The 25518-nt window shown below is 48.3% G+C and carries 24 protein-coding genes; 15 read left to right on the top strand and 9 right to left on the bottom strand.

Features of this window, described 5'->3' with window-relative positions:
• Window positions 1–12 precede the first annotated feature (12 nt).
• The 3 genes from ACXIT9_RS07605 to ACXIT9_RS07595 are packed head-to-tail and all read left to right on the top strand — an operon-like array spanning window position 13 to window position 4977.
• The gene (locus tag ACXIT9_RS07605) at window positions 13–1488 is read left to right on the top strand and encodes an IPT/TIG domain-containing protein (RefSeq protein WP_458055628.1); all 1476 of its coding nucleotides are present in this window, start codon (window positions 13–15) and stop codon (window positions 1486–1488) included.
• Window positions 1489–1498: 10 nt separating this feature from the next.
• Complete coding sequence (locus tag ACXIT9_RS07600) at window positions 1499–3907, top strand: TonB-dependent receptor (RefSeq protein ID WP_458055627.1); 2409 nt, start codon at window positions 1499–1501, stop codon at window positions 3905–3907.
• Between the two features lie 2 nt (window positions 3908–3909).
• Window positions 3910–4977 (top strand): DUF4249 domain-containing protein, encoded by a 1068-nt coding sequence (locus tag ACXIT9_RS07595; RefSeq protein ID WP_458055626.1) that lies wholly within the window; start codon window positions 3910–3912, stop codon window positions 4975–4977.
• 160 nt (window positions 4978–5137) lie between these two features.
• Here ACXIT9_RS07595 and ACXIT9_RS07590 read toward each other — a convergent pair whose 3' ends face one another.
• On the bottom strand, window positions 5138–6475 hold the full coding sequence (locus ACXIT9_RS07590; RefSeq protein ID WP_458055625.1) for a saccharopine dehydrogenase family protein: 1338 nt from the start codon (window positions 6473–6475) through the stop codon (window positions 5138–5140).
• A 161-nt stretch (window positions 6476–6636) separates the two neighbouring features.
• On the opposite strand from ACXIT9_RS07590, the gene ACXIT9_RS07585 reads away from it, so the two are divergent.
• From ACXIT9_RS07585 to ACXIT9_RS07575, 3 genes are read left to right on the top strand one after another with little or no spacing between them, the layout of a single operon-like run.
• Complete coding sequence (locus tag ACXIT9_RS07585) at window positions 6637–7119, top strand: cytidine deaminase (protein ID WP_458055624.1); 483 nt, start codon at window positions 6637–6639, stop codon at window positions 7117–7119.
• Entirely contained in the window at window positions 7116–7772 is a 657-nt protein-coding gene (locus tag ACXIT9_RS07580; RefSeq protein WP_458055623.1) for an alpha/beta hydrolase, read from the top strand. The genes ACXIT9_RS07585 and ACXIT9_RS07580 overlap by 4 nt, the downstream gene beginning before the upstream one ends.
• Window positions 7773–7830: 58 nt before the next feature.
• Window positions 7831–8265 (top strand): UPF0158 family protein, encoded by a 435-nt coding sequence (locus ACXIT9_RS07575; RefSeq protein WP_458055622.1) that lies wholly within the window; start codon window positions 7831–7833, stop codon window positions 8263–8265.
• 141 nt (window positions 8266–8406) lie between these two features.
• Here the strand turns inward: ACXIT9_RS07575 and lipA are convergent, their stop codons facing one another.
• Both lipA and ACXIT9_RS07565 read right to left on the bottom strand, forming a co-directional pair.
• Window positions 8407–9285: a lipoyl synthase gene (gene lipA, locus ACXIT9_RS07570; protein ID WP_458055621.1), complete on the bottom strand. Its 879-nt coding sequence runs from the start codon at window positions 9283–9285 to the stop codon at window positions 8407–8409.
• 47 nt (window positions 9286–9332) lie between these two features.
• A complete protein-coding gene (locus ACXIT9_RS07565; RefSeq protein WP_458055620.1) occupies window positions 9333–10079 on the bottom strand; it encodes a hypothetical protein in 747 nt (248 codons plus the stop codon).
• Window positions 10080–10149: 70 nt separating this feature from the next.
• On the opposite strand from ACXIT9_RS07565, the gene ACXIT9_RS07560 reads away from it, so the two are divergent.
• The 6 genes from ACXIT9_RS07560 to ACXIT9_RS07535 all read left to right on the top strand — a co-directional run bounded on the left by ACXIT9_RS07560 (window position 10150) and on the right by ACXIT9_RS07535 (window position 15130).
• Window positions 10150–10557: an OsmC family protein gene (locus ACXIT9_RS07560; protein WP_458055619.1), complete on the top strand. Its 408-nt coding sequence runs from the start codon at window positions 10150–10152 to the stop codon at window positions 10555–10557.
• 73 nt (window positions 10558–10630) lie between these two features.
• Window positions 10631–11179 (top strand): RNA polymerase sigma factor, encoded by a 549-nt coding sequence (locus ACXIT9_RS07555; protein WP_458055618.1) that lies wholly within the window; start codon window positions 10631–10633, stop codon window positions 11177–11179.
• Complete coding sequence (locus ACXIT9_RS07550) at window positions 11160–12530, top strand: hypothetical protein (RefSeq protein WP_458055617.1); 1371 nt, start codon at window positions 11160–11162, stop codon at window positions 12528–12530. The genes ACXIT9_RS07555 and ACXIT9_RS07550 overlap by 20 nt, the downstream gene beginning before the upstream one ends.
• 1 nt (window position 12531) lies before the next feature.
• Complete coding sequence (locus tag ACXIT9_RS07545; protein WP_458055616.1) at window positions 12532–13521, top strand: FKBP-type peptidyl-prolyl cis-trans isomerase; 990 nt, start codon at window positions 12532–12534, stop codon at window positions 13519–13521.
• Between the two features lie 151 nt (window positions 13522–13672).
• The gene (sdaAA, locus tag ACXIT9_RS07540; RefSeq protein WP_458055615.1) at window positions 13673–14584 is read left to right on the top strand and encodes an L-serine ammonia-lyase, iron-sulfur-dependent, subunit alpha; all 912 of its coding nucleotides are present in this window, start codon (window positions 13673–13675) and stop codon (window positions 14582–14584) included.
• A 33-nt stretch (window positions 14585–14617) separates the two neighbouring features.
• The gene (locus tag ACXIT9_RS07535; RefSeq protein WP_458055614.1) at window positions 14618–15130 is read left to right on the top strand and encodes a hypothetical protein; all 513 of its coding nucleotides are present in this window, start codon (window positions 14618–14620) and stop codon (window positions 15128–15130) included.
• A 183-nt stretch (window positions 15131–15313) separates the two neighbouring features.
• On the opposite strand, the gene ACXIT9_RS07530 is transcribed toward ACXIT9_RS07535, so the two are convergent.
• Both ACXIT9_RS07530 and ACXIT9_RS07525 read right to left on the bottom strand, forming a co-directional pair.
• Window positions 15314–17233 (bottom strand): ABC-F family ATP-binding cassette domain-containing protein, encoded by a 1920-nt coding sequence (locus tag ACXIT9_RS07530; RefSeq protein WP_458055613.1) that lies wholly within the window; start codon window positions 17231–17233, stop codon window positions 15314–15316.
• A 34-nt stretch (window positions 17234–17267) separates the two neighbouring features.
• On the bottom strand, window positions 17268–18668 hold the full coding sequence (locus ACXIT9_RS07525) for a hypothetical protein (RefSeq protein WP_458055612.1): 1401 nt from the start codon (window positions 18666–18668) through the stop codon (window positions 17268–17270).
• A 91-nt stretch (window positions 18669–18759) separates the two neighbouring features.
• Here ACXIT9_RS07525 and rbfA point away from each other — a divergent pair, with 91 nt between their 5' ends.
• Together rbfA and ACXIT9_RS07515 are read left to right on the top strand one after the other, a co-directional pair.
• Window positions 18760–19152 carry a 30S ribosome-binding factor RbfA gene (gene rbfA / locus ACXIT9_RS07520; protein WP_458055611.1) on the top strand — a complete coding sequence of 131 codons (393 nt, stop codon included), beginning with the start codon at window positions 18760–18762 and terminating at the stop codon, window positions 19150–19152.
• A gap of 8 nt (window positions 19153–19160) precedes the next feature.
• Window positions 19161–20393, top strand: a complete 1233-nt coding sequence (locus ACXIT9_RS07515) for an FtsX-like permease family protein (RefSeq protein WP_458055610.1) — start codon at window positions 19161–19163, stop codon at window positions 20391–20393.
• Between the two features lie 1037 nt (window positions 20394–21430).
• On the opposite strand, the gene rpiB is transcribed toward ACXIT9_RS07515, so the two are convergent.
• Genes rpiB through ACXIT9_RS07500 form a run of 3 tightly spaced genes read right to left on the bottom strand, consistent with a single transcriptional unit; the run spans window position 21431 to window position 24004 of the window.
• Window positions 21431–21862 (bottom strand): ribose 5-phosphate isomerase B, encoded by a 432-nt coding sequence (rpiB, locus tag ACXIT9_RS07510; RefSeq protein ID WP_458055609.1) that lies wholly within the window; start codon window positions 21860–21862, stop codon window positions 21431–21433.
• Window positions 21863–21880: 18 nt separating this feature from the next.
• Window positions 21881–22711 (bottom strand): twin-arginine translocase subunit TatC, encoded by an 831-nt coding sequence (gene tatC / locus ACXIT9_RS07505; RefSeq protein WP_458055608.1) that lies wholly within the window; start codon window positions 22709–22711, stop codon window positions 21881–21883.
• Window positions 22712–22735: 24 nt separating this feature from the next.
• The gene (locus ACXIT9_RS07500) at window positions 22736–24004 is read right to left on the bottom strand and encodes a serine hydroxymethyltransferase (protein ID WP_458055607.1); all 1269 of its coding nucleotides are present in this window, start codon (window positions 24002–24004) and stop codon (window positions 22736–22738) included.
• A gap of 426 nt (window positions 24005–24430) precedes the next feature.
• Between ACXIT9_RS07500 and ACXIT9_RS07495 the strand changes: the two genes are divergently transcribed.
• On the top strand, window positions 24431–24805 hold the full coding sequence (locus ACXIT9_RS07495) for a UDP-glucuronosyltransferase (RefSeq protein WP_458055606.1): 375 nt from the start codon (window positions 24431–24433) through the stop codon (window positions 24803–24805).
• Window positions 24806–24889: 84 nt separating this feature from the next.
• Here the strand turns inward: ACXIT9_RS07495 and ACXIT9_RS07490 are convergent, their stop codons facing one another.
• Entirely contained in the window at window positions 24890–25141 is a 252-nt protein-coding gene (locus ACXIT9_RS07490; protein WP_458055605.1) for a hypothetical protein, read from the bottom strand.
• Window positions 25142–25518: the final 377 nt, after the last annotated feature.

Raw genomic sequence — 25518 nt, 5'->3', positions numbered from 1 at the left:
TATTTTCAACTAATGGCGTGCAAATTACTTTTATATCAACGGATAGGTATACTTTTTATACTGCTCGTATTCGCGTGCTCAGAGGAGCGTGAGCAAAGGGTAGCACTGATTACCGAAGAAATCATCTATACCAGTGGTGAGCGCGTACGCATTTTAGGCAGGGTGCTGACCTCCACGCGCTTTCAGTCGGAAGACCATGGGTTTATTTTATATGATGCGGCAGGTGCGGAGGTGGAGCGTCTTTCCTTAGGTGCCAGTGAAAACCCTGGTCGATTTATCGGTGAATTTGGTGACTTACAGCTAAGGACTACGTACCAAGTGGCCGCATTTATAAGGCAGGGACAGCAAGAGCTCCTTGCGGAACGTATTGATTTTGAGACTTTAGATCCCGATATCGTTTCTTTTAGCCCGAGTAATGGCCCTCCTGGCACGGTAGTGGAGATCGTCGGTCGTAACTTAACGGCAGACACACGTGTCTTTTTCGGCGAGCAGGAGGCGGAAGTGCTCCGCATGCGATTTGAGTCGCTCCTAAGCGTGCGTGTTCCTCCCGCGGGAGCGCTAGCTGAGGTACCCATTCGTGTGATCACGCAGGGAGAAGAGCGTCTCTTACAGGAGCTCTTTCGCTATCCTCGTGGTCATTTCGAAGAAATTAACCAGCTTTCCAACACCTTACGGCTGGCGAATGGCAACTATTTCCAGCGGGGGACGCAGTTTTTTTACTTGAATGGTGCGAACCGCAATACCTTTTTCATCGAGGAGCATTTCCGTTACGATGCTACGGGCGATGGGAACTGGGAAAGCGGTAGTTTATTGCCCGATCGTCCGCTTTGGATGGCTTTTCAGACCGAAAATTACTTGGGCGGAGGTTCTGCCCTACTGAGTCGTGCTCCGTTTACGCCCGCTTTTGATTTTTATCAGATCACGGAAGCGGGTCGTTTAACGCCGCTGGCGACACTTCCTTTTACGGCGGTGCAGGCTTTAGCCTTTGAGTTAAATGGGCGTCTTTATGTCTGTGGAGGAAACACAGGGCTAAGTCAGCGGGAGATACATCGTTACACCCCGGAGACGGGCAGTTGGGTACGTCTTCAAAATGCTCCTTTTGATCTGCATGCGGGACTTTTTCATTTTGTGTTCGAGGGTTCTGCCTATGTGATTCGTGAAGATAATCGGAGTGTAGTCCGCTTCGATGCTGCTGCAGAGGATTGGATTGTAGAAGACATTTTTCCTGGAGAGTTAGCAGGAGGCTTTGGCTTCGCCAAAGTTCATGGTGGTCGTGTGCTTCTTGGTTTAGCGAATCGCTCGCGGCAGGTTTGGGAATATTTTCCCAAGGAAAAAAATTGGGTTCGGGCGCGTGACTTTTCGGGCGCGGTAAACGCCCTAAATGTGGGCATCTATCAGCTGGATAACAAAATCTACCTACTACGTAGTCCTGAACTTCAAATTCCTGGCGCAGTGACGCTGTGGGAGCTGGACCCTGAAGGTTTTTAGCGCTAAAAAGATGAGAAACTGGAGTACATATATCCTGCTGCTAGTTTTGGCTGTCGCCACTTTCAGCTCCGTTCACGCTCAAGGACAGGAGCGTGTGGTGATCGGAAGAGATATCGGTCAGCGGGGGGGCATCAAGCTTACCGGAAGGATCACGGATCAGTTAACGGGAGAGCCTCTCGTAGGAGCCACTGTCCGTGTAGTGGAGCAGGGCGAGAACACACAGATCACAAATTTAAATGGTAATTTCGAGTTGCTCCTTTCACGTGCAGACTATCTGCTAGAAGTGCGGTATGTAGGATATGAAACGCTTCGCTATCCTATTACGGCTGTGGGAGATGGCCGCATGAGCTTACGTATGCAGCAGGAGGATTTTCAGCTGGAAGACGTCGTTATCTTCGGTCGAGATCCTGAAAAAAATATTCGGAGCACGGCTTTGGGTGCGGTTACCCTGAGTACAAGTAACTTGAAAGAGTTACCCCCTTTTTTAGGGGAGGTGGATATTATTCGCTCTATGGCCACACTCCCTGGGGTAAGTCAAGTGGGTGAGGCTGCTGCAGGCTTAAATGTTCGTGGAGGTGGGGCAGACCAAAACCTATTTCTTTTTGCAGGCGCGCCCATTTACAATCCAACGCACCTTTTTGGCTTATTTACAGCCTTTAATCCAGACATTGTGAATGATTTCACGCTTTTTAAGGCTGTGGTGCCTGCTCAGTACGGAGGGAGGGGAGCGTCTATTTTGACGGTCACGCCCAAGACGGGGAGCCTAGACACATATGGGGGCAGTCTGATGCTCAGCACGATTTCGGGCAAAGCCACACTAAATGGGCCTGTGGTAAAGGATAAGGTGTCTTTTCAGCTTGGTGCGCGAGGTTCCTACATCAACTGGCTGCTGGGGTCCTTAAACAACCCTGAGCTGCGTACCAGTCAGGCGAACTTCTACGACGTAAACGCCTTGCTTTATGCTGAATTAAGCGAAGAGCATCAGCTCACTTATTCCTTTTACGACAGTTACGATGATTTCGCCTTAGCCTCAGACACGACCATTTCCTGGAAAAACAGAAGTCATTCGCTGCAGTACGAAGGCCAATTTAGCGAACGTTTTCGTGTCGCCGTCACTGCTCATCACACGGACTACACCTTTTCTATCGCTAATCCTCGGGGAGCCATGGCCTTCGATTTAAATTCCGGAATCCGTGACCAAGGGCTGCGCGTACAAGGCTTTTGGCAGCTGACTTCCTCTCAGACACTATCTTTCGGTGGGGACAGTAAGCGGCTGAAAGTAGCGCCCGGTGATTTACTACCCGGCCCGCAGGCAGAGCTTCTTCCTGTTGAAGTACAGCGAGAGTTCGCAGATGAAAGCGGCTTATTTTTTCAGCATGAAATGGAGGTGAATAATCGTTTTGGGCTTTCTTATGGCCTTCGCTATGACCACTACCGCTACTTAGGGCCACGAAATGTGCGTAGCTATGCTCCTGATCGGCCTATAGCGACAGCCCCCATTCTGGAAGAGACCGTGTATGCGGCAGGGGAAACGATCGAAACCTATTCGGGCTGGGGACCCAGAGTTTCCTTTCGTTACAATTTAAATCCGCAAACTTCCCTGAAAGGAGGCTATAACCGAATGTTTCAGTTTATACACCTGATTTCGAATACGGCCACCATCGCACCTACAGATGTATGGAAGCTTAGCGACTCTTTTTTACGGCCGCAGACGGTGGATCAGTTTTCTCTGGGTCTCTTTAAAAACTTTAAGTCGAATATCTTTGAGACATCATTAGAGGTGTATTATAAAGACATGCAAAATAGCGTAGAATACATAGATGGCGCCAATTTAATTTTACAAAACCACCTAGAGACAGAACTACTCACAGGAAGAGGACGTGCTTACGGGGCAGAACTTTTTATACGAAAAAATTTAGGGCGTACCACCGGCTGGTTAAGTTATACCTACTCACGAAGCGAGCGGCAGGTGATTAGCCCATTCGAAGAATTTTCGATCAATAGAGGCGAGTGGTTTCCCTCAAATTTTGACAAGCCGCATGAGCTAACCTTAATCGGTAATTATAAGCTGAGTGCCTTAAGCAGTTTTTCGGCGACCTTTACGTACAGCACAGGCCGTCCGATCACCTTTCCTGTGGCCAAGTTCGATTTTGCCGGGAATGCCCTAGCGCTGTTTACAGATCGCAATCAGCAGCGCATCCCTGATTTTCATCGACTAGATGTGGGATATAATTTTAAGTTTAACGGGAAGAGTAAGTTTGCGGATGGGGACTGGACGTTTTCGGTAATGAACGTTTATGGGAGAAGAAATCCCTTTTCCTTGTTTTTTGCTGATCAGGCAGGAGCACCACCCCAAGCCTTTCGTCTGGCTATTTTAGGAATTCCTTTTCCTTCCCTAAGCTACTCTTTACAGTTTTAGCCATGGTAAAACGGATATTTACGATCATTTTCTTCCTATGCTGTTTCAGTTGCATAGAACCTTTCGAGGTAGAGGTAGAAGAGGGCAGCCGCCTCCTGACAGTGGAGGGGTACATTACAACAGCACCACGGGCACATCAGATCCGTCTAACCCGATCGGACACCTATGGCAGCATCTTTCAGGGGCTCGTCCGTCCAGTCGTTCAGGCGACCGTAGCCATCCGGAGTAGTGACGGCACCTTCACCCTGCTCCAAGAAGTAGCTCAGGGGATTTATGTAACGCCCGAGACCTTTCATACGGAGGTAGGAAAAAGTTATACACTCATCATCGAAACTAGTGATGGCAGCATGTATACCTCCCTGCCCGAATATGTAGAAGCAGTGCCTGCTATCACTTCTGTCAGTTACAGTGCACGGCGAGTACCCACACAGGATCGCCTACAAGATGCTGTAGGTGTGGCACTTCGGGCACATTTCGATGATCCAGCATCGGCACGCAACTTTTACTACTGGCGCTTATCTGACATCACACACGTGGTGCTGGCCAATCCTGAGCTCTTCACCCTTCCTCCGGACCACCCCACAGATCCACGAGGCTCCGCGCCAAAAGACTGCTGTTCGATCTGCTACCTAGACGAAACACCACGTATCCAACCCTTTCGGGTGAGTGCTGATACCGATTTTAATGGCTTAAGCACCAGCCGAGAAATCGCATTTATAGCAGATAACGGCCTACGCTTCCGGGATACCTATCGTGCGCGTGTACAACAAATCAGTATTTCCGCCAATGCGCATCGCTTCCTACGCCTAGTCGAGCAGCAGCTCAATACGACTGGATCTGTATTCGATCAACCACCCGCCATGATTTCTGGAAATATGCTGAGTCTTTCGAACCCAAACGAGCTCGTTTTGGGGTACTTTATCGCCGGTGCGGAATCATCGCGTATGGTTTATGTGCAGGCGCCACGGCTGACGGAGCGCGCCACCCCTTCCATCATCACAGATGACTGCCGCACTATTCCGAATACGCGTACCGAACGACCAGCGGACTGGAGTCCACCCCCCTTATAAGCGGCATGCTGGAAACGTGCCGGTAGTCCCGTACACCTTGACATCTCATCCAGAATGCATGCTTTAAAGGAGCCTTTGGCCTACCGGCCAAAAGGAAAATGCTGAAGTCTAAGGACACTTTCCGCACCGCGAATCGACTCTGGATCGCTTATCGGACTAACTAGACCAGCATGCGTGTGGATTCCCGGAAATGAATCCCCGACTGTTCTATTTTATCCAGCACAGGGAGGTAAATTTCTTTCTTGACGGGAATGTGCAAGCCTGTTAAGGAGATTTTGCCATCGAGAAAGAGGTCCACGGCGATGGCAAGGGGGAGCCCGACGGTTTTAGCCATGGCGGTGCGCTCCTGCGTTTCTCCTTTCACCACGAGATTGGAAAGACGCTCGACTTGGGTTCCGACGGGCTGCTGCAGGGTAAACTGATGCTGCATGACGATCATGTCTTTGTCCTCCTTTCCCAGGGCCCATTTTTCCTCTAAAACGCTTTGGAGCAAGGCGGCAGGGCTACCCTTTCGCTGCCGCATCGGAGTAGGATCCAAGAGCCCCAGCCAGCGCACCTTCTCTAGGAGTACCTCATCAGCAAAAGGCAGTAGATTTAGGATTTTTTCCTCCACGGTTTTGGTGCTATGAAAGGGGAGAAAGGTGTTCGTAAACTGCCGATAGGTAAATGCTTCGGGGAGATCCATCTCAAAGGAGTCATCCGTCATGCCGAGCTGCACGAAAAGGTCCCAGCTGCGGCAGAAGCCCGTATTCCGTAGAGTCCCGCGAAGAAGAGTAGGAATATTTTCTAAGCCGTAAATATGTCGATAGCTTAACGAGTCCCTGTTAGGGTAGGCTTCGAAGTCGCCAGCCCCTGGGATAAAGACAGGCTCTGTCCTACGAAAAAGCATGTGGTAGGGCACGTATTTCAGGCGGCCGTTTCGAATGAAGCGCGAGGTCCCTTGGCCCGCCAGCACCACATTTCGCGGATTCCAGGTAAACTTATATTTCCAAGGATTCTGTGGGCTTTCCGGGCTAATCAGCCCTCCACAGAAGCTCTTGAAGCCGATAATTTCATTCCCTGCCGCGCGTTCCTCGTCGATTATTTTCATGGCTGACATGTGATCGAGCCCTGGGTCTAGGCCCATTTCATTTAACCAGAAAAGATTTTTTTCTTCGATAGCAGTTTTCCATTCTCGCATTTCTGCGCTCTCATAAGAAGCGGTAAAAAAATGACAGCCGCAGGCTAAACAGTCTTTCGCCACTAGGGGGTGCATCGAGGCGGGAAGCATGGAGATCACGACATCAGCACGCCGAATGAGTTGCCTGCGGGCGTCAGCATCTAGCAGGTTTAGAGCCACCGCCTCAGCTTCCGCATGGCCAGCCAGCTTTTCCTCTGCTGCTTCTACATTTATATCTGCTAAAAGTAATTTACGGCCTTTCCGCTGAAGGGTATCCAACAAATACTGGATTAAATACGTAGATGATTTCCCTGCGCCGATGATTAGGATGGTAGACATACAATTATTTTAGGTTTAATCGGGTCTTTACTGCGTTTGTACGGGGAAAATGACGAAAAGAAACGACAATACGAAAATCTTAAACGGTTTTTTTGGGATTTCTAACATTTCTTTTCTTTTCTTTGTTTAAGCAGACCTATGTAAGGAATGTACGTGTTACTATGTGTAAAAAAATAGAATTCCATGTATCCCTCCGCGTATTGGCTTTAAACGAGCTTTTACCCGTGGAGCGAACGATGCTAGAGCGGGCCCTAGCCCAAATAAACAATAGCCATGCGCCTTATTCGGACTTCTTAGTTTGTGCAGCGCTTTTACTGGAGAACGGCGAAATTTTTGTTGCCAATAACCAAGAGAATGTTTCCTTTCCCGTAGGTGTGTGTGCCGAGCGTGCTGTTCTAAGCTATGCGATGAGTAATTTCCCGGATCAGGCCCCTCTGAAAATTTTAATCGTGGCCAAGAGGCGGGCAGATACACGCTTTGCTACCGTCACCCCCTGTGGCTTGTGTCGACAGACGCTAAACGAATATGAAACAAAGTTCGGTAGATCCATCGAGATCATCATGTACACACCGAATGGTGAGCTCTTGAAAGCTAGCGGCATCGACCAGCTGCTTCCCTTTCGTTTTAATGACCTAAACAGTTGATAAAATCTTACCACACCTACAGCAGTCAGTCTGCGGTCCACTTCAGCCGCGACCCGCAGGCGCAGTATCCTGAAATTTGGTTGCTGCTACACGGCTATCATCAGCTTGGCAAGTATTTTTGGCGAAAATTCAGTGCCTTTGATACGGATCAGCGCTTATTTATTTTGCCAGACGCCCCGAACTTGAGCTACATCAAAGGCTTCCAAGGGCATGTCGGCGCCAATTGGATGACACGTTATGAACGCGAGATGGCGATCACGAATACCGCGAACTATTTAAACAGCTTAGTAGCAGAGGTGTTCGCTTCTTACGCACAGCCTCCTAGGCTCTATGTCCTCGGGTTTTCACAGGGCGCAGCTACGGCGAGTCGCTGGGCGACACAGGCTCCCTTCCCAATCTCGGGGTTGGCACTTTGGGGCTCTGGATTCGCGGCAGACATACAGGTGGCCCAAGCGAAGCAAGCATTCGGGAAGATCGAAAAGCTCTGCGTCGTGCATGGAACACACGATGAGTGGGTGACCCCCGAGTCCCTAGCCAAGCAAGAAACCTTTATCCAGGAGACCGGGCTGCCCGTGGGGCGGCTAACTTTTCCAGGCGGACATGAAATCGATTCAGAAACATTCGCGAAAGTGCTAGAATATTTCACACATTGATTTGAATTTAAATTGCTTTCCTGTATTTTTCCCTAAAATTTATCTTTCACATAGTATAATGTTAAGCCTTTCTAACCATGAAGTCGAGACCATAGCGGCTCACTTAATTAAGGGGATGGTTTGCTTCTATCAAGTAGACCAGAAAAAAATATTTCACCTTCCGGATGATGAAGATTACTTCAATTACGATCTCACACCTGAGGAGGAGGATATATTAGATGAGATAGAGGATGATCCGGATAATTTTGCGGAATTTGTGCGGATGGAGGCTCCTCAGGAGCATAAAATGATGGAAGACTTCGTGTTACGCCAGGTAAAAGATAAGGGGTTTCAAGATGAGCTGTTTAATGCCTTAAGTAAACCCAAGGCAGGTACCGCCTTTAAGTTTCTCATCGATGGCGCACCGAAAATGAAGGAAATCTGGAAAGAGTATCGCCTAGACAAGTATAAGGACTGGGTGATGGAACAGGTGGATAGCTTTAATTATGCATAAGCTCTGCCTACGTTGTCACAAAAATAAAGTGAGGTAGGTCTAATTTTGGCCCTAGGCCAAGCGCCCACCTTGTAAGTACATAAAATCAGAAAGGCTTCTCGTAGGGGAAGCCTTTCTGATTTTTATGTTTTGTGCACATTTTTAAACATTTACATGGCGCTCAGCATGGTAGGAAGAACGCACCAAAGGCCCTGACTCTACATACTTAAGGCCTCTTTTTAATCCTTCTTCACGGTAGTGATCGAATAGGTCCGGGTGAATAAATTCCGCCACTTCGATATGCATTTTGGTAGGCTGCAGGTACTGTCCGAGGGTCAGAATATCACAACCGTGGGCAGCAAGATGATCCATAGCCTCATAGACTTCGTCTTTTGTTTCACCTAATCCGAGCATAATACCAGTCTTGGTGCGTTTCCCATAGGCTTTCGTCAGCTTAATCTGCTCCAGCGAGCGCTCGTATTTGGCCTGCGGCCGCACTCTTCTGTACAGGCGCTTTACTGTTTCCATGTTATGAGAGACGACTTCTTGGCCACCACTGATCATACGATAAAGTGCTTCCCAATTGCCTTTTACATCTGGAATAAGTGTCTCGATCGTGGTGGAGGGGGAAGCTTTTTTGGTTTCGATAACGGTCTGATACCAGATTTCGGCTCCTCTATCTTTTAATTCATCTCGATTAACAGAAGTGATAACGGCATGTTTTACCCCCATTAATTGAATAGCTTCTGCCACACGTCTGGGCTCATCGGTATCGTATTCGGGAGGTCTACCTGTGGCGACAGCGCAGAAAGAACAGGAACGTGTACATACATTTCCTAGAATCATAAAAGTAGCCGTGCCGGCACCCCAGCATTCGCCCATATTTGGACAGTTTCCACTTTCACAGATCGTGTGTAACTTATGCTCGTCAACTAATTTTCTAACTTTGGCATATTCTTTCCCCACTGGTAGTTTTACCCGTAGCCAGTTGGGTTTTTTTCGTTTGGTTTCGTCTTGGGATACAACTGGAAGTTCTATCATGGCATGGGATTTAATGAATAGAAGTACAAAGAAACGCCAATTAACACTTATTTCCTAAACCCGTAATAGAAGGTGAAGTAAGCAGAATGGAAGAGGCTGCGATTTTGGGCACCTACCATAATTGGAATCTCCCTTGTAAAACCCTCAAATTGGTATCCAAGTTCAACTCCCATGACACTAGAGCGAAAAGAGCCGAATTCGAAGAAGAGTGCGGCTTTCGCATTTCCACCTATGGCGAACTCAGAGTCTCCTAGGCCTTCGAAAACGCGTCCAGTTCCAAGGATGTTAAATCGGCTCTGGTGAATTTCAGGGTCATACTGCTGACGAACTGTCTCTGTTCTACTAATCGAATATTCGATTACATAGGGAGCTATGATTCCGAGGGAGGGTCCAGCAGCCACTAGGGCGGAAACTTGTACCCCCTGCTGGGCGGCCTTTTTAAAAAGAATAAGTTCTCTTCCGTAATAAGGGCGAATGCTGTAGAGATGGTTTTGCTTGCCGAATACATACGAGTTTCCTAGGATCGTATTGTAGCGTACTTCTTTCGGATGCCGGACATTCATCAGGTCGAGACCATAGAATTGAAAAAGTTCATCATTAATGCGTGTACCCATTTTTCCTGAAATACCGCCTATAAGCCCTCCGTTTGTATTTTTATTTATCCCGATAAAAACTTCTCGATCATACTCATAATCTCCCGCATCATCACGCTGCGCAAGGCTTGCCGTGGCGAAAAACAAGGTAAGAATACAGCCAAGGCATACGGGTAGAAAAGGAAAGAATTTTATGTTCATGGAGTTATACGCTAGGAAAACGCTAAATTCGCTTATAAGTTATTAAACTACAACGAAAAAAAGAAGTTTTATGCCCACAGTAAAAAGTTCTTACCTAGGTAAATTACGCACAGAGATGGAGCATGTAGCCTCTGGAAGCAAAACACTTACAGATGCTCCTGTAGACAATCACGGCCGTGGAGAGGCTTTTAGCCCGACCGATTTAGTAGCCGCGGCTCTCGGAAGCTGTATGGTCACGATCATGGGCATCGTAGCCGAGCGAGACGGTGTGGAGTTAAACGGCATGCACTGGGAGGTGGAAAAAGTGATGGCCTCCGATCCACGCAGAATCGCTGAAATCCGCGTGTCCATTTTTTGGCCGGAGGCCGCCCACCTGGAGGCGAAATTTGTGGATAAATTAAAGCGTGCTGCCAAGACCTGCCCAGTGGCGCTTAGTCTAGATCCCGCCCTTAAGCAGGACGTACAGTTTCACTTTTAATGCGCCGCTGCTGTAGCACTTTCACTTCCCCCTTCGTTTGGTAGGTGTAGAGACAAAGGAACCCAGTAAAAGTTTGGAACACGATTACGTGAAGCGCGCCCAAGACGGCGATAGAAAAGCATTCGAACAGCTTTATAAGCATTACTACGGCTATGCTATGGGCATTGCTTTGCGCTACGCGAATGTGAAAGAAGAGGCGGGCGAAATCGTGAATGACAGCTTTATGAAAGTTTTCGACAAGCTGGACACATATGCGCCGCAGCAGTCTTTTAAAGCTTGGCTGCGGCGCATCGTTATTAATACCTCCATCGATTATTACCGGCGCAGCATCAAGTATTTCGCTGTGATGGATATCGAGAAAGCCTATTCTGAAACTTTAGACCCCGGGGTATTAGATGCCCTGTCGGTAGAGGACCTGATGCAGCTTTTGCGCGGTCTTCCTGAGCTCTTACGCATCGTCTTTAACATGTACGAAATCGAAGGGTATTCGCATAATGAAATCGCGGACACCCTGGAAATTCCCTCCAGCTCATCGAGAACGTACTTGGCTCGCGCCAAACAGAAATTAAGGGAAAAAGTGCTTCAATTAAACGCGGAGAAGAATGAAGGAGCGGTTCGATAAACGACTAGCAGATAAAATGCGCGCGGAGCTCGAGGGGCTAGATACCGGCTACACACCGGGTGCTTGGGAGGACTTTGCGAAGCGCAAGTGGCAGGGCGGCCCGCTGCTCGCGCGGAAATGGAAATACTTTCTAGCAGGCTTTTCAGGTGCTGCGGTCCTGTTTCTGGTCGGGTTTTTAAGCCTTTCTACTTGGTGGATGCCTGCAGACCCTCAGCTTTTAGGGGATGCCGCTGACGCGGATAGTCTTTCGAAAGCCAGCCGCTCCTTCACCGTATCTCCGATCCAACCCGAACAGACTCCATTACAGGAGGAAGAAAGTCCGATGAACCAATCATCGCCACAGCTGCCAGCAGCTCCACAGGAGATGGAAATGCCACCCGTGCAGGCCCCCGTCGCACAGGTTTTGCCGCAGGCGGCCAAACAAAAGCCGAGCGATGCTGAGACCACCGAACAAACAAGATCCACTACTGGTGGCAGGCCCACACTAAAAGCCCTTCAAGAGACTTCCCTGCTGACCACATCGCCCACCATTCCCAGCGGAATTTTACCACTTATGGAAAAGCAAGGCAGCCAAATGCTGGCTGAGGGCGTCTCCATAGCTGTCCTCCCAGTAGCCGAAGGAGCAGTGGATGAAACGGACTTTGCGCAGCGGGAAAAATTAATAAAAGCTGCTGACAAAGGGGAGTCTGGTCTCTTTCATATTGGCCTACTGCTCAGCCCACAGGCAGTAGCGAATCAATCTTCCCCTGTGGCCTTTGGTGCCGGCATTCATGGTGGAATGCAAATCGGTAGACGCATGCACGTGGATGTAGGACTCAGCTTGGCCCGTCAGGAGTTTCAGCCCGCCGGACCTAGGGTAGAACAGCGGGTGGCTATGGCCCTACAGCCAGCTGGGGATATGGGCTTTGCACAGCCCAATGCGCTGATGCGTGTGGCCGTCCCTCAGGGAACCTCGTTGCAGTTTTCACAGATCGAAATCCCCGTAAATATGCGGTATAAGGTTTTGGATAGAGCAGCAGGAGGCTTTTTTATCGCTGGAGGCGTCTCGCATATGATGTATGCAAACCAGCGGGCTACAGCCACTTTCGCAGTGCCTAATTTTAACGCCCAAGGGGTCGAAGCCGCCAGCATGAGCGAAACCTTCACGAATACCTTTAGCCCAGACGCGGACTCTGGACGGGGAAGCGGTCAGTTTATGCAGCTTGCCATGGGATACGAACAAGATTTAGGAAAAAACACCTTGTTTATGATAGAGCCATTTTATAAATTTTCACTTAATAATCAAACCTTCCTCGATCAGGCTTTCCAGCTAACCGGTGTGAATGTGCGAATTTCTTATCAATTAAAGTAACATGCGTAAGTACTCCATTTTAGGGTTAGCGATGGCTATCCTGTTTAGTTTAAATGCTTGCCTCGAACAGGGGCTTTCTGATGCAGAGCGCATGGCCGAGCGTGATAACGATCGACTACGTGCCTTTCTAGAGCAAAATAACATACAAGCCGAATCCAGCCAGCTGGGTTTCTTCTGGGTAAAAGAGGTGGCTAACCCCACGGGGCGCCAGATCCAAAACAGAAATAAAGTAGCCATCCGTTACGAAATTAAAACAACAGAGGGGCAGCTGATCGACGATCGATGGGGTTCGGAAGCGCCCTTGAGTGTCTTTCAACATGGAGAAGACCGTCTAGTGCCACTGGTGCTTAATTTAGCAGCAGGCCTAGCGCGTGAAGGTGAAGAGTTTACGCTTTATGTCCCCTCCTATTTGGCCTACAGGGACTACAGCTACGAGCAACTTATTCAGCCTTCGTCTAATTTAGTTATCCGAGTACGCTGGGAGTTTATTTTAGATGATGATAGTTTAGAGCTGATTGAAGCCGATAAAATTCAAGCTTTCAAGGAGGAAAATGGCCTGGAAGAGCGTTATCGACGCATCGACCCGACCCAAGATCTTTGGATCTGGACCTCTGTCTCAGAAGAGGCGCTCGCGGAGCATGGGCTAAACCCAGGCGATCTGGTGACTTTCGAGTTCGAAATGTTACAGCTGGACGAAACAGTGCCTTTTTCGAGTGCCGCGGGCAGTCAGGCCCCGACTATAGAAGTAGGCGCTGAGAACCAGTTTGCTTTTATTCCGCAGATTTTCACGGCAGCAGTAGACGGCATGGAGATGGAAGTCATCGTACCTTCTATTTTAGCCTACGGCAATGAGGGCGTACAAGTGTTCCCAAGAGAAATTCGCCGGGACCTTATCCGTCAAGGCGCCATACCACCTACGGCTCGACCTTTCGAACCTATTTTATTTAAAGCGCGCATAATGAGTGTTTTGCGTAGAAACACCGCCGAATAATCCGTTAGAAGCGCACCCAGCACTGCGAACGGTTACGGCCACCCCTCCTGAAGCGGTGGCCGTTTTTATTTACTTCAGGATAAGTAAGAACCAGAAGCCTGGTTTTTCTGTTTTTTTACGAACTTTGCTCCCCTATAAACCCATCTATTCCATGACCAAGTTTTTATTTGACAGCTTCAGCGGGTGGCAGCGCCACTGTGAGGCCGCGGGCATCCCTTTATTTGAGGCCGTGATCACCTACGAAATGCATCAGCGCAACACGACGCGTGAGGCGATCTATGAAGGACTTTTAAATGCGTATCAAGTGATGCGTGAGGCTGTGGACACGGGATTAAAAGAGGACATGCAGTCGCGCTCAGGCATGATCCAAAACGGAGCCAAAAAGGTCTATCAGCATCCCGTGGCGGTGCTATCTCCAGAATTTCAGAAGCTTATCGCACGGGCACTAGCGGCGAAAGAGGTTAACTCCTGCATGGGGCGTGTCGTGGCGGCACCTACCGCAGGCGCCTCGGGCATTCTACCGGGGACACTCTATACGCTTCAAGAAGTACATGGACTTACGGACGAGTGCATCGTGGAAAGCTTACTCATAGGAGCAGGCATCGCCCTTATTATCGAACGCAAAGCCAGTCTGGCGGGCGCTGTGGGGGGATGCCAAGCAGAAACAGGTTCAGCAGCCGCCATGGCGGCGGGTGGCATGGTACACGCCCTAGGTGGAGACATCGATCAAGTTTTTAATGCCGTGGCCATCACGATTCAGTGCATGCTTGGCCTCGTCTGTGACCCGGTCGCCGGACTGGTGGAAGTCCCTTGTGTCGTACGTAATGCCAGCGCAGCAGCAATCGCAAACAGCTCGGCGCAAATAGCTCTAGCACGCGTTAGTGGTGTCATTCCCGTGGATGAGTGCGTGGAGGCGATGGGAGAAATCGGTGCCAGCATGGAAAGTAAATACAAAGAAACCGCTCTCGGCGGCCTCGCCGCCACCTTAACAGGCCAGCAGATCGCGAAAAAAGTATTGATCGAAGACATAGAAATTCTCCCCGATGAGGACATAAGCGAATAATTCGTACATTTGCTTTGAAAATTAAATCTAATTATGAAAAAATTACTTTTAGCCCTCCTAGTACCCGTACTACTCCTAATGAGCTGTGGCGCCGATGATGAGCCTGGTGTATCGCTACTCGATGGTAGCTGGACGCTAGAAGATGCCAGCTTCGAAGCCGCCGGAAGAATTTCTGTAGGTGTTTTCCCCGTGAATGCACGTCTAGAAGGCGAAACTGTGAGCACTGACCTGGTCGTGCGCTTCGATGAAATCTTAGAAACCGTAACCAGTACGGGGGGGTTCGAGTTGGAAGCTGCCCTCTTTTTTGGTGGTCAGGAAGTTTCTCGTGAAACACTTCGCTTCGATGGAGAAGAATTACTTTCCGGATCCCTCATGCGTGAAGGAGAAACGTTAACCTTGAGCAGCGAAACCTTAGCGATAGAGGCTACCATCCGAACGCTTACGCCGAATCGCCTGGTATTAGAAAGCACGTCGGATATCAGCGTACTTATCCCACAGGAACTGACGGTAGAAACATTTACCCTTACGCTTAACTTTACGCGTTAATTGTTTATAATGTCAGCGCTGGACCCTTTGGCCCGCTGGGCCAAAAAATAGCTTTTAAAAAAATCCCCAAACGGACAGCTGTCTGTTTGGGGATTTTTTTATGCGCCGTGCAGGGATCGTGCACCAGAAGCAAAAAGGGGGCTGCAGGCCTTTCGATTTTAAGCTCTCCCCGCTACCTGACCCTTATAAACCCGTAAGTTCACTTAGCTCCAGCCAGCGAAATTCTAAGCTGTCGAGTCGCTCTTCGACCTGCTGCAGCTGGCCAGACCAGGCCATAAGACGCTCGTGGTCTTCCGTCCCCGCAGCGATCTGCGCGATTAGAGCATCTTTCTCTACCTGCAGCCGCTCCATCTCCTGAGAAATTTCTTCAAATTCCTTTTTTTCCTTAAAGGTCGCCTTCCTGGAAGACGGTTGCTCCTGCGCAGGGGCTGCCACAGGTGCTGGGCTGCTCGCCTCTTTTTGCGCCTCGCGCTTCTGCTCCCGCTGCTGACGTGCCGCCTCTTCCTTCCGCTCTCTTTCCTCCTCGCGCAGATCGGTATAATTTCCAGGGAAATCTCGAATGAAACCCTCGCCTTCGAAAACAAAGAGGTGGTCCACCAGTCGATCCATAAAGTAGCGATCGTGCGAAACGATCAGCAAACAGCCCGGAAAATCATCTAAAAAGCCTTCCAGCGTATTTAAGGTATCGATGTCCAAGTCGTTTGTAGGCTCATCGAGAATCAAGAAGTTGGGATTTGTAATCAGAACGAGTAGCAACTGTAGTCGGCGGCGCTCTCCACCACTCAGCTTCGCGATCGGGGTATGCTGCTGCTTGGGCGGAAATCCGAAGCGGGTTAAAAACTGGGACACGGTGATGGTAGCTCCACCCGCCACCGTGACGACTTCCGCCACCTCCTTCACGGTGTCGATAAGCATTTTCGTTTCATCGAAGCGATCCTCCTCTTGGCGGTAGTAGCCGAAAACTGTCGTCTGCCCCTTGGTGACTGCGCCCTGATCCGCTTCGATCAGCCCGGTCAGCAGCGACAGAAAAGTGGTTTTTCCTACCCCATTTGGCCCTACGATACCTACTTTATCGCCTTTTTTAAAGGTATACGAAAAACCATCGATTAACTTTTTCTCCCCATACTGCTTGACTACCTTCTCCAGCTCCAGGATTTTACTTCCCAGTCGCTGCGTCGTAAGTCCGAGGCTTAGCTCACGTTCTTCCGTCTTTTTAAAGGCCTTTTCCTTGGTCTGCTCGAAAGCATCCACGCGGTATTTCGCCTTGGTACCCCGCGCTTTCGGCTGGCGACGAATCCAGTCCAGCTCCTTTTTATACAAGCTCTTGGCCTTTTCCTGCTCGGTGGCTTCTTGCTCTTTTCGCTGGGCCTTTTTCTCTAAGAAGTAGCCGTAATTGCCATTGTATTTAAAAAGCTGTCGATCGTCCAGCTCCAAAATCATATTTGTCACACGGTCCAGAAAATACCGATCGTGGGTCACCATAAAAAGGCTAAGGTTCGCTGTTGAAAGATATTCTTCCAGCCACTCGATCGTTTCGAGGTCAAGGTGGTTAGTCGGTTCGTCTAAAAGTAATAAATCCGGCTGTGCGAGTAGTGCCCGAGCCAGTGCCACGCGCTTACGCTGTCCACCCGAAAGGGTTTCTACGGGCACATCCGTATCATGCAAGCCGAGTTTACCTAAAATCTCTTTTATCTGATAGTCAAAATCCCAGGCTTGCAAGCTGTCCATGCGGTCAAAAAGTGTTTGCAATAGCTGCTCATCCGCACGGCCATTTTCTGCGTCTAACGTAGCTTTTTGGTAGGCCTTTACGACCGCGAGCGCTTCGTTTTCCCCAGAGTCGAAAATCGTGTCGTAAATGCTCATGCCTGCGGCAAAGGTCGGGTTTTGGTGCACATAAGCAACACGTATCCCTGAATTGATGACCACTTCCCCCTTATCGGCGAGCTCTAGGCCCATGATAATTTTCATGAGTGTGGACTTGCCGGCGCCGTTTTGCCCGACGAGGGCGGCCTTCTGTCCTTGATCTAAACCGAATGCGATGGAATCGAAAAGCACCCGCTCTCCGAAGGATTTCGTGAGACCGGAAATGGATAAATAATTCATGCTGCAAATTACGCATTAAATCCTGAAAAAAGGATTAATCCTTCCGCTGATAGATGCCTGCTCCGGCAGAGGCATAGCGATTTTGGAGCCAGGGAATATGGTACATGAGTTTCTCAAAGCGGCCCTCAGAGTCTAAAATTAACTCTGGCATTTCAGAGCGGATGGCACTTTCGATGCGTATAATCGCAAAAGGAGAGTTAGCCTCTAAAATCCGGCTAGAGACCTTATAATTTAAGAATGGAGTGGCGATTTTTCCATAGGCATAGGGGCTCATGTCATCTCCTAGTACCCAGAGCGTTTTGCCCTGCAGGGCGCTCAGTTTTTCTGATCGATTCACTGTGTAAAGCACATTTCGTGCAGTATTCTCCATGTAATAGTTGAAGGCCAGGCCCGAAAGGGGAAGCACGAGAAAGAAGGCGACTGCGATACCCGTACGCCAGCGATTCGAGCTGATAAAAAGCAAAGGCTTGGTCGCAAAATAGGCGAGGGCAGGCACGACGACTAGCCACTCCATGGCCGAGATGTGATTCGAAAGTAGAATTGTAGCTACCCCAAAAAATAGATACAGCAGCATAAGCTGTTTTTGTTTTTGCTGATTTACGGTGTAGCTCTGCTTCACAGAGCCTATCGTGAAGCCGAGAATCGCAAAGAACAGCGGCACTGCTAGTACCATCAAGGCCTGGAACAAGCTCAGGTGGTTATACACATCTTTTATACGCGTCCCGAGCAGAAACTCATGGTAAAAGCTGGGCAGGGCGTCGATCCAAAAGTAATACAACGCTAAAAGGCCTAAAGGGAGAAAAAAATTCACCAGGGTGAGCAGGACCTGGTTAAAGGTGAAGCCGGAAATGGTAATTCCAGCGATGAGGAAGAAAGGGAGAAAGACCAAAAAGGGCAGGTGGAAACAAGCCGCCATGCCTGCATACACGCCCAGAAGGGTGGTGGAAGAAAGCGATTCCTCCTGCAGAACCGTCTGAGAAAACAATTGGCCGAGGGCCAAAAGTAAAAAAAAACTCCCCATCAGCATGGGCGAAAGGAGCAGAAACTCTGCATTAAAGGCGTAGATGACTATCGCGGTAAGGGCAGGCACATAGGTATTTAGTTCGAAAGCGCCATAACGGACTAACAGGCTATTTAGGTAATTCGCCTGCGCGAAGATAAGCAACAGGGCGATGAGGCGATGCGGCCACACCTGTGCGGGAAAAAGCCACTGCAGCAGCGTAAACACAAGGGCAGAAAGGGGCGCAGTATCGTCTACGACCCCCACATAGAGGGTCTGCCCTTCCAATATTCGCTTACCTAAAAGCTGCCAGCCCAGCTCCACCTGCAACTGCCCTAAGGGAAAAACCGTCCACTGAAGTAGGGCCAAAGCGAGTAAAATGCCGAATAGCGCTAAGGCACGGATGGGGTCGATAATTTTAAAAAACGTAATCAATTCGTAAATGCCTGCGTTAATGAAGAAAGAGATGATGCGAAATTAACCCTTCATCATTTAATTCACTAAATTTGTCCGTATTAAAATACGTATGGAGACGAAGAGACAACAAAAATTCAGCAAGCTGATTCAAAAAGAGATTGGCGAAATTTTTCAGCGGGAGATGAAGCACCTCAGCTCGGGAACGCTGATTACGGTAACCCGCGTGCTGATGAGCCCTGACCTGGGCCTAGCTAAAGTATACATTAGTTTTTTAACTGGAAATAAGGAGCAGCTGCTCGACCGCGTGCAGGCATCGAAAAGTGAGCTGCGTAAACACCTAGGAAATCGCATCGGGAAATCGGTGCGGATAATCCCAGAGCTAGCTCTTTTCGGCGATGATTCGGCCACGTATGCGCAGCACATGGATAAAGTCATCTCTTCATTAGATATCCCTGAGGGCGAGGACGAAGAGGATGAGGACGACGAAAGAGAAGCGCTTTAGGAGATCAGATGAAGTCAGGCAGCCCTTCTACTTTTATCGCGTACCGTTACTTCCGAAGTAAAAAACGGAAAAACTTTATCAGCATCCTGTCGAACATTTCGATGATCGGAGTGGCTGTGGGCACGATGGCGCTGGTCATCGTGCTTTCCGTGTTTAATGGCCTCGAGCAGCTGGTTCGCGGTCTTTATGCTTCTTTCGATGCAGATTTAAAAGTAGAGCTGGTCCGCGGCAAGTCCTTCGTCCCAGATCCTCAAATTCTAGAAACACTTCGTAAACATGCAGATATTCAGCTGCTCACGGAGGTTATCGAAGATAATGCGCTATTTAAATACGGAGAGGCGCAGCATCTCGCTCGCCTGAAGGGAGTTAGCGGAGACTATTTGCTGCATGAGCGCTTTGCCAGTGGCTACACCTGGGGTACCCTAGACCTGGGTACCGAAGAAAAACCACTTGCCGTCGTAGGCAGAGGGGTGGGGTATTTCCTCTCTTTGGATTTACAAAATGAATTCGAACCCCTCCAGGTATTCTATCCTCGCGCCACGGCACGTGCAGGCTCCATAGATCCACGCCAACTTTACAATTCGGCAGCACTGCGGGTCTCCTCCTTTTTTAGTGTAGAAAAGGAATTTGACGACAGCTATATTTTAGCACCACTATCCTTCGTAGAAGAACTGTTCCGCTATGAGGGCCGCAGGACAGCTTTAGAAATTCAAGTACGTCCTGGCACCTCTATCGGTAAGCTAAAGCGTGAAGTGCAGCAGCTTTTCGGGGAGGAGTTTAGCGTGAAAGACACAGATGAACAGCATGCTAGCATTCTGCGCACGATTAAGATAGAAAAGCTATTCGTGTTCATTACGCTCACCTTTATTTTAGCCATCGCCTCCTTTAACATTTTCTTTAGCCTATCCATGATGGCGATCGAGAAGAAAAAAGATACCGCCCTGTTAGTGGCGCTGGGCGCGCCAAAGTCCCTCCTTCGCCGCATTTTTTTAAAACAAGGAGCCCTAATTGCAAGCACTGGAGCAACCATCGGCCTGCTACTGGGATTCCTCATTTGCTTTCTCCAAGAGCGATTCGGTCTGGTCGGATTCGGGGTAGAAAGCAGCATCGTCGACTATTATCCTGTGAAAATGATTTGGACGGACTTCCTGTGGACAGGTATCGCAGTAAGTGCCATCACTGCACTGGCCTCTTACCGACCGGCATACATCGCATCTCAAGTGGACGCAAAGGGCTTGTAAGGCCGAATACTTTTTATCAAAACCTCAACGTGAAACGACTTTTTTTACCTCTTTCGAAAAAAAAGCGTTTACCTTCCGATTTTCTCCAACAGGATTGCGATATTTATAAAATCAAGCTGGATTCTATTTACCTAGTTAACGATACAGCATCGAAAGCACCATTTTATTAATTATTAAATATTTTTAATCGTATTTCATTGCTTTATTTTTAATATATCAATCATTTTCTTACCTTTACATCATCAGGAAGGACATGAGGTTCTCACAGCGCAGAAGGCTGTTCATCTTGAAACTATCTTGTAGGATGTTGAAACTGGCAGACAAGCCCTCCTGTCTCGGGGGTGAAGAGCACAGAATAAAGTAAATAGCGAGCTCGTATTTTACCTAACTGCTTCGTGGAGGTTCGAATCCTTCTCCTACAGCGACATAACCACTAACACCAATACTGTAGGGTGTTGAAACTGGCAGACAAGCCCTCCTGTCTCGGGGGTGAAGAGCACAGAATAAAGCAAATAGCGAGCTCGTATTTTTGCCTAACTGCTTCGTGGAGGTTCGAGTCCTTCCCCTACAGCGGTAGAGAAAACAGACGGTTTTCTCCACATCTAATAAATTACGTTATACTGTAAGGTGTTGAAACTGGCAGACAAGCCCTCCTGTCTCGGGGGTGAGGAGTCCGGAATAAAGCGAACATGGAGCTCGTGTTCTTGCCTAACCGCCTCGTGGAGGTTCGAATCCTTCCCTTACAGCTGGTTATTTTGGGTTTATTGTTAATTGACTAAAGCTGTTAGATCCTGTCTTACAGCTTTTTTTATACCCTTTCCCTTCCATTCTCCCTCGTATCGTAAGGTTGTAAAACCACATACGCCTCTACTCCTTATTGCCTCTTCTCCACAAGTAGCGTACAGGACTTAAAGCAGGCGTAATTTTTACAGGGCCATTACTTTCAGTCTAGCGCAGATAAGCAAGCAGGTAGATCCTAAAAAAAGGCACCTACTTGCGCAGGTACCTCTTCTTGCATACTCTCTAAAACTTGTGCATCAGGAACAAGAGATCTTAGAAACACGCGTAGCATGTCGTCCGCCTTCAAAGTCAGTGTTTAAAAATGCTTCCGTACAGGCTTGAGCTATTTCCAAAGAAATAAATCGTGCGGGTAAGGCCAAAACATTCGCATCATTATGCTGCCTTGCTAAGCTAGCTAACTCCGGCACCCACACTAAAGCAGCACGAATGGCTGCATACTTATTCGCTGTTATGGCTACACCATTTCCACTTCCGCAGATTAAAATCCCTTTATCTAGCGCTCCATCGAGAAGCTCTTGACATAAAGGATGTACATGATCTGGGTAGTCAACAGAGGCATCTGAGAAGGGACCAAAGTCCTTCACTTCATGCCCTTGTTCTTCTAATGCGGCTATTATCGCTTGCTTATAGGAAAATCCTGCGTGATCTCCCCCTATTCCAATCTTCATAATGTGTCTACGTATATATTAAGAGGCTAATTCATCTTTGCGCTTCTTTTCTAATCGCTTCGCGATCATGATGCCCACCTCATAAAGGGCCATGATCGGCATCGCGATCAAGATTTGCGAAATGACATCGGGAGGCGTTATGATCGCCGCGATAACCAAGATACCTACGATAGCATGGCGACGATACACTTTTAGCACCGCTGCAGTAATCAGTCCTGACATGGAGAGAAAATAAATCACCACGGGAAGCTGAAACATTATTGCCGAAGCCAAGACCAGCATCATCAGTGTCGTCACATAGCTGGTTATATCGAATTCATTTAAAATGGATGGATCTAACTGATAGTTGGATAGGAAATTTATGGACAAGGGCGATAATATAAAGTATCCGAAGCTGGCTCCTAAAAAAAACAGCAAACTCACAAAGAACACTGCCCCGCGCGCTGCATTCCGCTCCTTATCGTAGAGGCCTGGACTAATAAAACGCCAAAATTCCCAGAAAATGTAAGGAAAGGCCACGATGATTCCTACCACCACACTACTGGTCAGGTGCATCGAAAACTGCCCCGTCATCTGACGACTCTGAATCGTAAACGGTAGCGAATCGATGCATAAGGCAGGAATGCTCAATGCCTCCGCCACCCGACAAAGGGTCGTGTAGGTAATGAACTCCACCTTAGAGGGACCCAAAATCACCTGACCAAACACGATGCTTTTCGCTAAAAAAGCAACAATCGTTAAAATGAGAACCGCCGCTACGGACCGAAGTAGATGCCAACGCAACTGCTCCAAATGGTCCAAAAAAGACATGCCCTCTTCTTCCTCTTCTCTATATTGATCTAATGCCACCTGTTAGCTCCTACCTGTCTGAAATTAGTACAAAGGAAATTGTACCATCCACTCATTTACTTCCTTACGAATCGCGATCAGCTCGCCTTCATTATCGTGCCCCATAAGCGCACGGTCGATAAGGTCTACGATCCGCACCATATCTGCTTCCACCAGACCCCGAGTGGTCACCGCCGCCGTACCCACGCGCATACCCGAGGTTACGAAAGGCGAACGCTTATCGAAAGGAACCATATTTTTATTGATCGTAATGGCCACCTTCCCAAGTGTTTCCTCAGCGAGCTTTCCCGTGATGGACTTATTGGTTAGGTCGATCAGCATCAAATGGTTATCTGTACCTCCTGAGATCAACTGGTACCCTTTAGCCACAAAGGCATCGGCCATCACGGCTGCATTCTTTTTCACCTGCACCACATAATGCAGGTACTCATCTGTGAGGGCTTCACCAAAGGCCACGGCCTTCGCGGCAATAATATGCTCCAAAGGACCTCCTTGTGTTCCCGGGAAAACACCACTATCTAAAAGTGCGGACATTTTGCGCAGCTCACCCTTCGGATTTGTAATGCCGAAAGGATTATCGAAATCCTCACGCATCAAAATCAATCCGCCACGTGGCCCACGTAAGGTCTTATGGGTCGTAGTCGTTACGATATGACAAAACTCCAGAGGGTCATTTAATAGCCCTTTTGCGATTAATCCCGAAGGATGTGAAATATCTGCTAATAAAAGCGCCCCCACTTCATCCGCAATCGCACGTAAACGCTCATAATCCCAGTCACGGCTATAAGCAGATGCCCCACAAATTAAGAGCTTAGGCTTCACCTCTAAAGCCTTTGCCTCTACCTTGTCGTAATCGATTAAGCCTGTCTCTTCTTCTACTCCATAAAAGTGGGGGGCATACAGCTTCCCCGAAAAATTCACTGGAGAACCATGAGTCAAATGACCTCCATGCGCTAAATCAAATCCTAAAATCGGATCTCCTGCCTGTAAACAAGCTAAAAATACAGCTGCATTAGCCTGTGCACCCGAGTGTGGCTGCACGTTCGCCCAAGTGGCACCAAATAACTCCTTCGCTCTGGATATCGCCAACTCCTCTATCTCATCCACTACCTCACAGCCACCATAATAGCGCTTGCCCGGTAATCCCTCGGCATACTTATTCGTCAAAACACTGCCTCCGGCCTCCATTACCTGTTTGCTAGTAAAGTTTTCTGACGCGATAAGCTCGATGCCTTCCCGCTGACGGGTCTCCTCCTGTGCTATAAGGTCAAATACAACCTGATCTCTTTTCATAATGCAAAATGATTTGAGTGTAAAATTAGGGCTATTCGGCTATTATTCCAATTTAAACCCCTGAATTAGCCCGAAGAATTCTGCCCAAACTTCCTAAAAATATACCTGCACCAAAGGCCTGCTTATCAGGACTAAAAATAAAAAAAAAGACTTCGGTACGTCCGAAGCCCTTTCCGCATTTTATAGTGTATTAAAAAAGAATTCACAAGGTATAAACTCACACAACCTCTAAAGGTTAGCACACGAATCCATAAAAGTGATTCCTTTGATAGTACCCCGATACGGAAATGAACTACCTTTGTTTAGTTTGTGATATGTAAAAGTACTCATTTGGGCACCGATGCACAAGGTATTGCGTATTATTGTAAGATAGTGGTAAATCTTTGTCATCATACTGCCTTTTAACGCCACCTAATGCCTGTAAAAATGAACTATAACTTCGCACCGACCCAGTACACAGACCTCTCCAGAAACAATAACGTCTTCATAAAACTACATTATCCTGAGAGCGCCTGGGGTGAGGAAATCACCGTTTATATACATGAACGTGCCGCTGGATACACGTTTGACGCCGTAGATTTTTACGGAAACGAAATCACCCTAAACCCTGAAAGCTGTACACAGCCACTCTCCTTAGCGGACGTTATTCGCATGGTCGAAACCCTGGAAGCAGTAGAAGGGCTAGATGCCACAGGAAATTTGGCGCTGACACTCTCCGGCATTCCCGAAGCAGAAAGTCCTTATTATCCTGAGCTAAAAAATTTCTTCGCAGAAAAAAGAAAACAGTTTGGATTACCCTAAGAGCCTAAAGACCAAAGAAAGACCTAGGCAGCTAAAGCTTTCTGATAAAAACCCCTTTTGCGCAGCGAGGGCTTTAGAAATACCTTAGAAAAAGAGATCATAAGCAGAAAGCGCCTCCGTTCCCCGATGTGCCGTATGCATACCCACTCCATGCAACTTGCACCAAGCCACATAGGAAGCATACGCTATGCAATTCTCTACCACTATGCCCTCATACCGTACGGACTGGAAGGCTTCGTTTGGCAACCAAGCCCGCAAATCATTTGCCTGATCGAAGTGCAAGTGATCCACAGGCACAAATTGCTGACCATTAATCTGAATAGGAATAATACGCATCGTTTTAATCTTTGACACAAAGGTACGTAGCCCAGCAAGGCCACTGTAAATTAAGGGATTATCTTTCTGTTAAATCCCTTGCTGAAGGCATAACCTGCAGGCAGAAATGAAGGGGCTTAGTCGAGCAGAAATACTTGCTACGCCATAAAAACCTACCCGAAGATGGGCTTTCCACTTGAATAGCACCCTCTTGTTTGTATTTAAACTTACTCACCTAAAGCGATAACAGGAAAATAAAACCCTGTACCTCTTACTACCGAAAAGGGCCTTTAGACGTCTTTTTCAAGCAAGACTGTTTGAAATTATTAGCCCTGACTAAGAAATTTAAAAATATTTGAAATGGGAATAGTAAAAGTATGTACCAAGGTAGCCCACTG

It is taken from the genome of Nitritalea sp., from assembly GCF_054166705.1.
This window is presented reverse-complemented; position numbering and strand designations above follow the sequence as displayed.